Origin of the sequence: Lysinibacillus mangiferihumi (genome assembly GCF_003049665.1) — a bacterium.
Classification (GTDB): domain Bacteria; phylum Bacillota; class Bacilli; order Bacillales_A; family Planococcaceae; genus Lysinibacillus; species Lysinibacillus mangiferihumi.
In genome coordinates, this window is record NZ_PYWM01000018.1 from 26,007 (window position 1) to 38,698 (window position 12,692).

A 12,692-nucleotide genomic window follows, 5' to 3' on the forward strand; every position below is an offset into this window, starting at 1 on the left:
GTTTACTCATTGTTACCAGTTAGTATTTCTGAACCAAACCACATTTTCATTAAGGTAGTCGTTAAAATCCATGTCCTGTGTGATTTTTTTATTAATCCTGCCTCAACTGTTCCTTCCAATTTCGCTTCATCTTTCACCAGAGCCCGTATTCGACTATGTATGGTATCAACACTTACACCCCATCTTTCAGAAGCTTCTTGAACACTCATTACATCATTTAAATTGTATATAGTAATCACCTCTAAATTCTGATTCAGTGTAAATTTGTAACTACGTTTAGTATAAACGTTATGTTGTTGGTTGTAAACGAAAATTTGTTTGTTGTTTATCTTTACAAAATAAAAAGCCACTCATTTGAGTGACTAATATATATCTTATTGCCGTTACCAACTCCAACCATAAGATTTAACTTCAATAGTAGAAATTTTACTTATAACATCTGGTGGTAATTCAGGGTAGCTCAATTCGAAACCAGCTTCACTACCTGGCGCAATTCCTACATCAACACTACCAGTTAAAGCTCCTAACAAATCTCCGTTTGCGTCAAATAAAGCAGCAGCTAAACGTACATCATCTTGTTGTTCTTTAGTTATATTTTTGACAACACCAGTTACCTTGTATCCATAATCTCCTGCGATACCTTTTGTACCACTAACTTCTAAAAGATTAGAATCTTCTTCAGTTTTATCAAAACTAAAATTAAATGACGTTTCCTTATATGCATCAGCTGGTGCACCATCTAATATTGTTGATTCAGCTATAATAGCAGTTTCACCAGGTTTTATGATACTTGGAACAGAGTAAATCATTGTGGATGTACCAAGCATACCACCATCTTTGTCTTTATAATTCATTTGTGTTTCGCCGACTTTTACTGGTGTATCACCTGTATTTTCAAATATGGCTGCAGAATGAACATAAACCGAACCAATAGAATTAGTCCAAGCGACTCCTGTATGCTTAGTGATTTCAGCAACTGTTTTTATTTCCTTTTCTGCTTCTTTTTTTGTTTCAGTTGGTTTACTTGTATCTCCACCTGTACTAGCTGTGCTGCCACCACTTCCGCAGCCTGCTAATGCTAAACTTAATACTAATGCAGCACTAAAAATTAACTTTTTCTTCATTTTTATATTCCTCCCTCTATATTACCATTCTAGGAAATTTGAAGGAAAAAGTACATACAAAAAAACAGACAACCATAATTAGTTATCTGCTTAAAATAATTTTTTAATTGCCCGTTTCAATGATGGTTTACGTGGCTTCTTAATCAACGAATTAGGCTTCTTAATCTTAATAGGCTTAATTCCAGTTGCTTCGTATATTGCCTTTTTAGCTTGTTTCTTTAATTGTCGCTTCTTTTTACTAATCAACTTTTTAAACATGTTAGCCCTCCACAAGCTCTAATATATCCTCAATTCGTTTAATATTGAGTGCTTCACATATTTTTGTGATGTGCTCTTTTTTTAAGCTCATTCGTTGGTTATTCACTAATTCGCTTACAACAGCTTGTCGTAGCCCGGTCATCTTTACTAGTTCACCTTGTGTCATATTTCTTTCTTCTAACACTTCTTTAAGCTTTACTCGCATTTCCACTATAATCACCTTCCTTCAATAATATTCCTATGAACATTATATAACATTTCCGTTTAAACGTAAATAAATTAGTTGACTTTCCGTTTGAACGTATATAATATTAAAAACAATAAAACGTTTAGGCGGAAAAACGTATAAACGGAAAGATAGGTGGACAAATTGAAAACAATCCAACAACGCAATGAGTATCTTCAAGTAAAGATGAAACAACATGATTCAATATCTGATGTCCACAAGTATCAGCGACGCTTGAAATGGATTATAAGGTATCACAGTCTGTTGACTGATTTAGAAGTAAAAGAGATACGTGAGAATTTACAAAAAGCATTTAAGTAATGTAAAGGTCTAGTGAAAGCGAGGTGGAAAACGATGGCATTCGAATACTTAGAACAATATACAACATTTGATTCAATAGCAGATATGGATAAGAGTGTGGAGGACCACATGGCGCTTCATTATTACGATTTAACAGAATCAGAACGTGCCATCGTTTATAAACTTGCTTCTCACAGCTTAGAACATACTGGGGCATGTCATTTAAAAGCTTCTACAATTGCTGAAGCATTGGAGATTAGCACAAAGACAGTTTATCGAAGTGTAAAAAAATTAGAGTCATTAGGCATCATTGAAAAAGTACCAGGAACGAAATTAAACGGTATTAAAGGGGCAAGTATTTATCGCATTTTACCTTATGTCCCATCGAGTGTGTCCCAACGAATGACAGCCGATGAAGCTAGTAATGACGTGGTTTGTCGTCCACAATCTGAAAACCAACCATCTAGTTCTTTTAATCTTTTAAGTTCTAAACAAGCAAATAATATTATGAGTCTTGGTAATGAATTAGCTTTGCAAGCTGAAAAGAAAAAGGAATACATGAACGAATATCAAGTCATGCTGTTCGATTTCATGAATAGCTTACCATTAGCAGATAACTTGAAAGATGAATTGAATAAGGTTGTATTGGCAGCACAAGTTAATTCTGTGGAGGACTTCATTAAAGCTAAAAATGTTCTATTCAAAATTGCTATGGATATTAAAGAAGGTACGTTAACTGTAGCAAGTACATTAAGAGCTGTATTTGTAGGGGCATATAACAAGGCTGTGGAGTGTTCAAATAATAAGGTATATAAATCATCTTCTATAGAAGAAACTCCTGTTAAAGAACGTCCTGTACCTTTTTACAATTGGGTAAAGGAACGTGATAGCCTTCCACAATCAATCGTGCATGGTGAACCATTGTTATATAATTGGTTGGAATGGTAAATAAGGGGAACCATTTGTAAGGAGTAACGTTTTCTTTATAAATGATCAAGGGAGTTGTATGAATGAGAAGGCTAATTGTATTATGTTTAGTTGGATTCTTACTAGTAGGATGTGCAGAGAAGGGTAAAACAGCTGAACAATTTGATAAAGGAATTTCTGTAGAAATGGATAATTCTCAAGATATCAAACTTATGAGATTAATTAAATTTGTAAATGGCGAAGAGGTCACAGATGAAAATGTAGTTAATGCCGATAATACTCCTTTCAAAAAAGGACAAATCATTTGGTATGATATACCGCTAGACAAGGCTAATTCAACTGTTGAAATCCAAATAGCGTATAGTAAAAATGATGACGGAACAAATGAAAAGACAACAGAAAAGATTGATGTATCCGAAGCAAAAAAGTGGGTTAATTTTAAATTAAATGAAGAATACCATCTTAAAATAATTGATATGAAATAGGTGTAAATTGAAATAAAAACAAAGGATCATAAAATTTATTAAAGTTAAAGAGGAGTATATATTTTGTTTAAATTTATCGATAAGCTAGATAAAGAGGTAAAAGTGATAATAGTTATCGGATTGATACTAATATTAAGTTTTGGCGGATATATGGTAAAAGTACAATACGATGAATATAAGTGTAACTTATATAACACAAGTGATAAAAAGTACGTTGGTGATTTATGCAGATATATATTAGATGGGTTTCCTACAGATGATGAGGATCCAGCAATCAAGACAGATGCTGAACGAAGAGATGAGGAGTTTAAACGTCAATTAATTGATGATGCTATTAGACTAGATAAGGAAGGTTATTAATTTTAGAGTTTTTAACATATGTTATTCTTATAATAAGATAAATGTTTTATTTAATATTATCAAAAGAAAAAGACCACTCCGTAATGGGGGTCTAAAAACTAAGGTAAACAAAAGGTAAACATTGTAGTTGTAAACCATTGATATATCAGTGTTATTGTATGTCCTCCTGGGACGTCTATAACAAATCGTAGGTTGATTTTTAACCAAAAAGAAAAACGCTTAAAACCTTGGGAATACTGGGTTTGGGGCGTTTTCCCTTTTTTTGAGAATACGTTAGAAAAGGATAGAAAATGAAAAGTTTCTACACATTTTCTACACAAAATAAGGTGTTACTAAAACGTTTGGTGACTGTTACAGAACTAAGCCGCAATAAGGTTAGTTGCATACAAATTGCCGAGCAGACTTCAAGACAACCTATATTCCATTAATTTTTAATAATCAATCAATTCTTTTTTAATCATTTAATTAGTGACCTTAAAAAGTGCAGTTTCCCGATAAATATTTTATTAATGTAGGGTTTTAAAAAATTTGATCATTAAGTTTGATTAGTTTTGAAAAATAATAAATGTGTTTATAAATGTAATTGATTTATTCAACAAACGGGCCATATTGTTGAATAAGGGGGCCCGTCAGATTTATGCGGATATACAAAGTTAAGCAAAGGAATGTCCCCAAATCCCGCTTTGGGGACTTTTTTTCCTTCAACTAACAGGGTCGTTTAGTTGAATAAACACTTAGAAAAAGAGACCGCACCTGTATATTTTGGGTACTGTCTCTTTTTCCTTGATACCTTTATTTTTCCTACAAAGTAAAACTACTGATTGTTATAATTACTATTCACTATTTTTCGGGTTTAATATAAGGAACCATTTTTGCAGTTGCGCCTACTGACGCTCCTCGAATAAAATCTTGATTTTCTAACGCTTTAAAATTTTGCGTTTGGCCGGTCAACATTACCCCTAAAATACCCACTTCATTCCACTGTTTATTTTTATTTAATTTTAAAAACTTCTGGATTGTTTCATCATTACCATTGTCATCATATATTTCGAGCGTATCAATAAAGCCTTTGTAAAAATCTTTATCTCCCTCTTTCAGTGAAGACGGTGGAACAAATCCATAAACTGGCGTACCAGAAGGTCCCGTACTTTCATCAGTAATTCGTGAGGTCATATACAACCATACGATATTTAAATTCTCGGGTATCTTTGCTTCTATTTCTTGTAATGTATACGGTTGATCAAAAGAAATAGCAACTTCCGCCACGTAATTTTCCATTTGTGAAACTTCACTTAGTTCGTTTTGTACACCATCAAAATAAGCTTGAATCGAAGGATGATAAAATGTAGCCACTTTATTCTTTGTTTGTTTATCATACTCATAAAAATCTGAGCTGGACCAATAAAATCCAGGTGTTAACTCGTTGTGATCAATCTTACGGCGAAACCAATCATATGAACTTGTAAGTGTGCTCCATTGAACTACATAGCCATTAATATTTTTTGAACGATTCGTAATAATGTTACCACCAAACGTTGTTGAATTAGCCGTTACTTGAGAGTCGATTTGAATATTCGGCTCGGCAATTGCATTATGTAAGAAAAGTGAATCGTGAAGTCGTGTAGAACTTTTGGCTGCAAAGTAGTTGCCTGTTTTATATAAGATTGGTATTAGAATAAGTACAACAATAATTGAAGTAATGATAATCTTTAGTAGTTGTTTTCGTTTAGCTTTTTTTAAAGCAGTTTTAATCGAAGTATCCATTAATGTGTCCCTCCTATTTGTGAGTGAATAGATTTACGTGCACGATATAATTTTTGTTTGACACTGTCTTTTTGAATGTCCAAAATAATAGCAATTTCTTCATACGTAAAATCGTAGTAATACTTTAAAAAGAAAATTTCTTTATATTCTGTTTTGACATCTTTTAATAAATAGAAAATCTCATTTTTATTTAATATGACATCCAATTCAAGATCTGCTCGCTGTAGCTTTGAATAGATTTCTTCAGATAAGTAAATGTTCTGTTGCTCTTTCTTCCTTTTCAAGTCAATATATTCATTGAGTGATACTCTAAAAAACCACGGACGTATATTGTTTTCTGTTAGGTCGTCCAACAATAAATACACTTTGTAAAAGGAATTTTGAATAATATCTTCCGCATCCTCTTTTTTGGCTCCTTTCGTTAGTAACAGGCGGAACACTTCCTCTCCTAACTTGATAAGATAGGAGGCTAGTACATCTTCTTTTTTCATCTTTTGCCCTCCCTATAATTAAACAACGAATGAGCGTTTTAAAATGTATACACTTTATACAAAAAATAAATATTATGTACGGTTTAGAAATATTTATAAATTGGATAAGGTAGCGATTCACAAGCATTTAAGACTGGAAAATAAACATATCAGGGGTAGTAACTGCTACCCTGGAAGCTCTATAATTAGCGGTTCTGTTTTATATCGTTGTACACAAGCTGTTGAACTTATTATACTAGTGAAGTAGTTTACTTGAAGATCATTGAGTTGCATTACAGCTCTTATTTGCTTATTAGGGGGATGCGGTTACAACGTTAAGAGAAGAATTGTTCCCAAACAGCTTTGTGTGCTTTTTTTATCCAACTGACGGCGCAGTTGTTTGTAGCGTTTAATTCAACCTTATGAGTCAAGTCTAAAGTGATATATCCATCGTCTATTGCATCTCTTACACATGCTCTGATATGTGTATTAAGCTTGCGTACGTTTTCTTTTGATGTTACCTTTACCATCATTTTATAGAAGAAACTCCATATAAAGAACGTCCTGTGCCTTTTTATGATTGGTTAAATGAAAGGGATAGCCTTCCACAATTAATGGTGCATGGTGAACCAGTGTTAGGTAATTGGCTGGAATGGTGAATGGAAAATTTAACCAATGTATTTTATTTAAGGTAATATTAATACGAACAAAGCAAGCTTGTTGAGGAGGAGTATAATGCGTTTTCTTTTTTTGCTAAGTATTGTTATATCGGGAATTGTAAGTGTTGTCTGTTTTGCATTCACTAATATGTCTACTACTTCATTCGATCCCACAGGTGACAATTTTGTTGGAGGAAATGGAAACCCGGGTTTAATGTTTGTTATGTTTCCAATGTTAATTATTCTTTATTTTTTCTTCGCAGTGATGTTTGTTTTTGAAAAGTTACATGAACGTTTTTCAGTGAAAAGGAAACTATTTCAAGCTTACTATTCAGCGGTGTTTGTGCTGATTTCGGGAATGACGATTTACCAAATCGTTTCATTTCGAAATGAAATCAATCCATATTTTGAATACGAAATATCCTATTTAAACCCTTATTCTAATCATTTATTTTTTAACTTTTGGACGTTTATAGCCTGCCTTTGTCTTTCAGGATTTTGCTCATTTTATATAAAGAAAAGAATGTGAGATAGTTTGTACTTAAACTCCCATGAAAGAACAATCTTTCATTTTCTGTGGTTTAGCGATGATTTTATGAGACCTGAATGGGGTGCTTTAGTTGAATAACCAAAAACAAGACCACTTCAATGATCAATTCCTTAACAATGCGTTCTTCTAGATAAGTTAATAAAGAAAATTACACATTTATATGGTGTTACACAAATATTACACAAGACACAATATAAACCTTGGTACTAAAAGGATTTAAAGCTATAATTCAATGTCCTCCTGGGAACGTATTAAGGTTCAGATAGAATAAGTTTGAACCAACTAAAAAGCGCTTCAAATCCTTTAACATTAAAGGTTTGAGGCGCTTTTCTTTTTTTGAATGAGAATACAGAAGAAAATGAACTATGCAGGGAAGTCTTGAATGGTTGTTACAAGCTTAGTTATAAAATGAAAGCCCACAAATAATTGTTGACAATCGCTAGCATCGGTACAACCTGTTGCTTCCCAAAACAGATCATCGTATATAATTTGTTCTTTATGTTGTGTCATTTGTTTAGTTAGTGCGTCATGGTGGTTCGTTTTTACAATTATTTTACGCCAGGCACCCAACCTACATTACGTTTCATCATGTTCATTAGGGGCTCTGGAATGTTATTCTCACGGCTCATATCCATTTCCGTAATAATGGGTTCACCAGCGGCTACTTTTTCCACCCAGTGTGCTTCAATTAATAGCTCACGACCAAGTGCAAGTAAATCAGCACCTGTTTCCGTCGCTTCTTTCGCATCTTCTGGTGAATAAATTGAACCAACGCCGATAAACGGTATTCGACCGTCAATGACGCGTTTTAAAATTTTAATACGGTTTTCTTTTTCACCGCTATAACGATGTGCTTTAGAGCGGAAATCACCTAATGAAATGTGCAAGTAATCGAGCTTTTCATCTGCTAAACGATTTACAAGTTGAACCGTTTCATCTAGCGTGATGCCGTCTTCTTCAGGCTCTTCTGGGCTAAAACGATAACCAATGATAAATTGATCATTCGCATATTGCGCTTTTGCACGGTTTACACTTTCGATAATTTCTAATAAGAATGTCATACGTTTTTCAACAGAGCCACCATAACGGTCTGTGCGTTTATTTGTAAAGCCTGAGAAGAATTGTTGTAATAGATACGTATTTGCACCGTGAATCTCCACACCGTCAAATCCTGCTTCAATGGCGCGACGTGTCGTTTCACCAAATGCTACGACGATTTCCTCAATTTCTTCTACCGTTAATGCACGTGCCACACCGCCATCTGCTGCAACGTTTTCACTTGCACTTACGATATCGCCATTTGGTACAAGGTCACGTACTGCTTGGCGACCGCCGTGATAAATTTGTAAAATTGCTTTTGCGCCACCGTCGTGAATCGCATCAGCAATACGTTTTAAGCTCAAAATATATTCATCGCTATGTGCCGAAATTTGACCTGGGAAGCCTTTCCCATTAGGAAGTACGTAAGCACATGCTGTAATCACCGCACCGACGCCATATGAGCGCTCACGGTAATATGTAATCTCCGCATCTGATACCGTATCATCCGCATTTGCTGAGTAAGTGGTCATTGGCGCCATTAAGTAACGATTACGAATTGTGACGCCGTTATGAAAAGTAAATGGTGTTAAAAAAGTTGTCATGTTATTCACTCCTTCTAAAACAAGAGTAAATTTATAGGATTTAAAAGTCAAAGATCATGCTTACGGCTATTCTCTATTTACTACAACGTAATGAAAAAATCAGTAGAAAGAATGATTGTATGGAGGAAGAGGGGCAAAAAGTGGTCGGTCTAACAGGTGCGGGGATTTAACAGGATGGACCAGATTTTCGTTTGGAAAAAGGTCTTATCGTAAAATATTGATTCACAGCATACTGCCATGATTGGAGCCTTTGAAAACGACTATTCGTTATTTCACCCTTACACAATGCGCAAGATACATCTTGCTTCACGTTAGCCGAACGAAGGACACTTACGTATTCTAATAAAACATAAAAAAAAGCGGCCAAAGAGTCGCCTTTTTCTATGTCTATCATTAGCTTACAATATCGTGTAACCTTTTAAACTAGCCCTCTACTTACGTATCGTAGAAAACAACTCAACATCATCAAAGTAATGAATCGCATCTTTATCTTGGTCATAAATATATAATCCATAACCATTTTGATTTTGTACTATCTCTTTTATTTCACTAGTAGTCAATGGTTTATCTACTTCTATATTAAGAGTAACAATATATTTTAGTGAATTAAATTCCATAATAGCTCCAGGAACTAACCCTGTACTATCTTTGTTTATTATTGAAGATATATTTCCGGGTATCTTTAATTCAAAATAATATTTACTATCAATTTTACTTAACACATCATAAAGCTGAGGACTGATTCTGTAAGAAATTTTAAATTCCACAAATTTATCATTGGTATTTATTTTAAATTCATCAACGCCAAAATTTGGTGGAATAAATTGCTTTTCTAAAGAAATGGTACTACTGACTTCCTCCATTTGTTGATGATTACTTTGTTTTTCCTCTAATTGCTTACTTTGTTTATCTTCAATTTGTTGATTATTATCGCATGCTATCACAAAAATAGTTGATAAAATAACTAGCATAAAAATAAAATATTTACGATTAATTTTTATCATTGTTTAACCTTATCGCTCCAACTAGTATACGTCCATTTTCCTGTCACAGTCTTAGAACTTATTACTTTGCCTGCACTCCATAGTTTTTCAGTTCCTCTTGCTTGTACTGAGTTTGTAAGGTCTACAGGTTCTTCAGCGCTACCAATACTAACAGCATTTAAAGAAAGTAAAGATAAAATTGATGTTGCTAATAACGTTTTCTTCATAAACAGCCCCCATTCAGTATACAAATTTTAACCTGAAATTTTACAAAACTTAGGTTAATGAAATTATATAGTACCTTTTCCTTATTTTCAATTTTTTTACATAATTAAATCTTTAAATTTGTTTTTTAAACAATCGTTTTATAGAATGGCTAAAATTTAGCATCATTTGAGAAACTGATTTGTTTGTTGTCGCACTTATAACATGAAAACACTTAAAATTTCTATTAACTAATATAGGATAAAACAGATTTTGTAAAAAGGAAAAGACCACTCCGAATAAGTGGTCAAAATAGATCAAAAGGGTCTTATTTTATAATGAAGTCGACTTACTTTTTTTCTCATTCATAATAAGGTCTTCTTCATGTTTTGGGCGAGGGGGTTCAGTATGCCCGACACGCTCATTAGGTTTTTTAATATTGGATGGTTTTGTTGACTCGTCTGTTGCAAATTCTGTATCTTTTTTATCCCTTTTCATTTCGACACCTCCTAAAAATAGTATTTAACTTATCTCAATAAAATATCCTTATTTTTTTCAACTTCACATTTTCAAAATTCTTTCATTCCGACCATTAGTGGACAGGCTTTGATAGCGACGATAATGGATAGCACACAAAAATAAAAAAACAGATAACCATAATAGGTATCTGCTGAAATAAGTTTCTTCTAATTAGGATAGAAGGATAATTTTGTGATTGGAATGAGGAATAGCGTCCAAACTAAAGAAAATCGGTGCAAATATTGTTAACATTACAAAAAATAGGTGGCGTAATAAAATAGCCAATACTACCTTAAATCAATACTTCTTTTTCATTTGATATACATATAAAAGCGTAGAATTCGATTTCCTAGAAAGTGGATAACTGCCAGCACTTTTAAGTTAGGGTATTATTCTGGAATAATAGGCAATCTTCAATGTTGGGGATCGTAAAAAATCCTGTTATGTAGAAGGAAATAATAGGAACAGAACATCTTTGATTTAAGTTTGGGTATCAAAGCTGCCTAATACCATAAAATCTACCACTACGCCACTTACGGGGTTTTCTGAACCTAAAACATTAATGCCTAAGACTGTTACACCACTAATATTGGTAACGTTAGCAGAGACATATTTTGCAGCAATGTTCTTTTCTCTCATTTGTACCCGCGGTCTTGCATTAATCGATGAATTGGTGGAATAGACGCTTGACACTGCGTAGTCGATTGTTGATAACAGTGTATTGCCCGTAGCTAAAGCATTGTCTGTAAAATAAAACGTCGCTACACCATTAGCATCTGATGTAGCTTGCCCATAGATAATACGCTTTTCCTTTTTAGGATTGGACTCGCCTGCTTTAAACACATGAAATAATGTCGGTGATAATGTAATAACTTCAATGCTCATAGCCATCCTCCATTACATTTTACAATAGCCTATGAACTTTTGTTTCGTTTAATACTTTAAATATGCATTATTAAACTTTTCGTTAGAAGCAGACGAATAACACGCGAATTATGGAGAATGCATACTACAAGAAATGAATAAGTAGTAAAATATAGGAATGGATTGATTTAAAAAAACTGACTTAAGGAGAGAATACAAATGGGCAGGAAGCGAAAAACCTTACCGAAAAATTTCGAGGAACTCATTGAAATAGGAGATCTATCAGCGTTAAAAGAGGTATTTTTACAATGTGAATTAGATGCTCGTGGTGGTTACAGTAAATCAACAGCTTTAAGTTTTTTTAAAGTACCGAATGATTTGGTTCGCTGGCTTGTGGATCAAGGGGCTGATATTAATGCGCGTGATAGTTACGGAAGAACGGCTCTACATAAACAGGCAATGAGTTGGTGTGGAAATATTGAATTGCTGCTTGAGTTGGGTGCAGCGATAGAAGCACTGGATTATCAAAATGAGACACCTTTATTTGCAGCGACAGAGTCATTTAATCCAAATGCAGTTTACACATTAGTTGGCAAAGGCGCAAATCTTAGCGCAGAAAACAAGATGAAACAAACACCCTTAGAAAAAGCTTTGGCAACCTGTAGAAACATAGATATCGTCAATATGGCAAAGGTTGCAGAAATTTTGTTAAACGCTGGAGTGACTGTAACGCAGGATATGCAAAACGCTATTAAGCGAATTGGAGACGATTTTGAATTTCACCGAGATAACTTTAATAAGGAATATTTGAATCAAACGGATGAGGCACTTTACCGTCTATATCAGCTATTTGCTGTTCCCCCAGTCGGAAAACGAAAGACGCATGATGGCAGCTCTCCAATAACGGTATCTACAAATGGTTGGCAGGCGCAGCATAATGAACTATGGGGTTTACTCATTCCTTCACAAGGCCATGCGAAAACCATACAGGGTGAGGTAATTCGTATTACTGGTAAAGTCGCTTATGAAATTTTAGATAACGGTGGCATCAACTGGGATAATCAATATCGTAAGATGCTCCAGCGTTTGGGCCATTATTTTCGTCTGGGCACGCCATTAAACCTAGCTACCTTGCAAGAGGCTGAAACATTAGTGAAAGAACTTCACAACGGCAATGGTTGTGATGAACCTGCGAGACTGTGTGAACTAGCTGTGCACTGGGTACTTAGCAATCCGAACCCAATAAGGTTGGAACAGCCAGGTTATAAGCGATAACTATGTATGCCTTGTTCAGCCCAATAAGCATCTAATGCACTAACAATTCTCTTACTTTACAAGCTAAAAAAGAGAATCGGA

The 12,692-nt window shown here is 34.2% G+C and carries 17 protein-coding genes; 5 read left to right on the top strand and 12 right to left on the bottom strand.

The genetic code is table 11. The features are described 5' to 3' along the window. Positions 1-2: 2 nt before the first annotated feature. From C9J37_RS29705 to C9J37_RS16350, 4 genes are all read right to left on the bottom strand, one after another. The gene (locus C9J37_RS29705; protein ID WP_107896194.1) at positions 3-209 is read right to left on the bottom strand and encodes a helix-turn-helix domain-containing protein; all 207 of its coding nucleotides are present in this window, start codon (positions 207-209) and stop codon (positions 3-5) included. 174 nt (positions 210-383) lie between these two features. Further along, complete coding sequence (locus C9J37_RS16345) at positions 384-1,124, bottom strand: FxLYD domain-containing protein (RefSeq protein ID WP_107896195.1); 741 nt, start codon at positions 1,122-1,124, stop codon at positions 384-386. Positions 1,125-1,214: 90 nt separating this feature from the next. Then, positions 1,215-1,382 (bottom strand): hypothetical protein, encoded by a 168-nt coding sequence (locus C9J37_RS28310; protein ID WP_167397331.1) that lies wholly within the window; start codon positions 1,380-1,382, stop codon positions 1,215-1,217. Between the two features lies 1 nt (position 1,383). Then, complete coding sequence (locus C9J37_RS16350; protein ID WP_107896252.1) at positions 1,384-1,587, bottom strand: helix-turn-helix domain-containing protein; 204 nt, start codon at positions 1,585-1,587, stop codon at positions 1,384-1,386. Between the two features lie 165 nt (positions 1,588-1,752). Between C9J37_RS16350 and C9J37_RS28315 the strand changes: the two genes are divergently transcribed. The 4 genes from C9J37_RS28315 to C9J37_RS16365 all read left to right on the top strand — a co-directional run bounded on the left by C9J37_RS28315 (position 1,753) and on the right by C9J37_RS16365 (position 3,680). Beyond that, positions 1,753-1,929: a hypothetical protein gene (locus tag C9J37_RS28315; RefSeq protein WP_167397332.1), complete on the top strand. Its 177-nt coding sequence runs from the start codon at positions 1,753-1,755 to the stop codon at positions 1,927-1,929. Between the two features lie 33 nt (positions 1,930-1,962). Then, positions 1,963-2,856, top strand: coding sequence for a helix-turn-helix domain-containing protein (locus tag C9J37_RS16355; RefSeq protein WP_201262176.1), 894 nt, complete (start codon positions 1,963-1,965; stop codon positions 2,854-2,856). A 62-nt stretch (positions 2,857-2,918) separates the two neighbouring features. Beyond that, entirely contained in the window at positions 2,919-3,320 is a 402-nt protein-coding gene (locus C9J37_RS16360) for a hypothetical protein (protein ID WP_107896196.1), read from the top strand. A gap of 63 nt (positions 3,321-3,383) precedes the next feature. Then, the gene (locus C9J37_RS16365) at positions 3,384-3,680 is read left to right on the top strand and encodes a hypothetical protein (protein WP_025219648.1); all 297 of its coding nucleotides are present in this window, start codon (positions 3,384-3,386) and stop codon (positions 3,678-3,680) included. Between the two features lie 840 nt (positions 3,681-4,520). Here the strand turns inward: C9J37_RS16365 and C9J37_RS16370 are convergent. The 8 genes from C9J37_RS16370 to C9J37_RS16410 all read right to left on the bottom strand — a co-directional run bounded on the left by C9J37_RS16370 (position 4,521) and on the right by C9J37_RS16410 (position 11,357). Continuing rightward, positions 4,521-5,444, bottom strand: coding sequence for a sigma factor regulator N-terminal domain-containing protein (locus C9J37_RS16370; protein ID WP_107896197.1), 924 nt, complete (start codon positions 5,442-5,444; stop codon positions 4,521-4,523). Next, positions 5,444-5,935, bottom strand: a complete 492-nt coding sequence (locus C9J37_RS16375; protein WP_107896198.1) for an RNA polymerase sigma factor — start codon at positions 5,933-5,935, stop codon at positions 5,444-5,446. Before C9J37_RS16375 ends, C9J37_RS16370 begins: the two co-directional genes overlap by 1 nt. A gap of 1,551 nt (positions 5,936-7,486) precedes the next feature. After that, a complete protein-coding gene (locus C9J37_RS16390) occupies positions 7,487-7,693 on the bottom strand; it encodes a hypothetical protein (RefSeq protein WP_107896201.1) in 207 nt (68 codons plus the stop codon). After that, positions 7,672-8,766 (bottom strand): NADH-dependent flavin oxidoreductase, encoded by a 1,095-nt coding sequence (locus C9J37_RS16395; RefSeq protein ID WP_107896202.1) that lies wholly within the window; start codon positions 8,764-8,766, stop codon positions 7,672-7,674. Before C9J37_RS16395 ends, C9J37_RS16390 begins: the two co-directional genes overlap by 22 nt. Before the next feature lie 431 nt (positions 8,767-9,197). Next, positions 9,198-9,770: a hypothetical protein gene (locus tag C9J37_RS16400; protein WP_107896203.1), complete on the bottom strand. Its 573-nt coding sequence runs from the start codon at positions 9,768-9,770 to the stop codon at positions 9,198-9,200. Next, complete coding sequence (locus tag C9J37_RS16405) at positions 9,767-9,976, bottom strand: hypothetical protein (RefSeq protein ID WP_107896204.1); 210 nt, start codon at positions 9,974-9,976, stop codon at positions 9,767-9,769. The genes C9J37_RS16400 and C9J37_RS16405 overlap by 4 nt, the downstream gene beginning before the upstream one ends. Positions 9,977-10,286: 310 nt before the next feature. Next, entirely contained in the window at positions 10,287-10,451 is a 165-nt protein-coding gene (locus C9J37_RS28320; protein WP_167397333.1) for a hypothetical protein, read from the bottom strand. 501 nt (positions 10,452-10,952) lie between these two features. Beyond that, the gene (locus C9J37_RS16410; protein ID WP_024363243.1) at positions 10,953-11,357 is read right to left on the bottom strand and encodes a hypothetical protein; all 405 of its coding nucleotides are present in this window, start codon (positions 11,355-11,357) and stop codon (positions 10,953-10,955) included. Between the two features lie 198 nt (positions 11,358-11,555). Between C9J37_RS16410 and C9J37_RS16415 the strand changes: the two genes are divergently transcribed. Beyond that, positions 11,556-12,611, top strand: coding sequence for an ankyrin repeat domain-containing protein (locus C9J37_RS16415; RefSeq protein WP_107896205.1), 1,056 nt, complete (start codon positions 11,556-11,558; stop codon positions 12,609-12,611). The last annotated feature ends 81 nt before the right edge of the window (positions 12,612-12,692 follow it).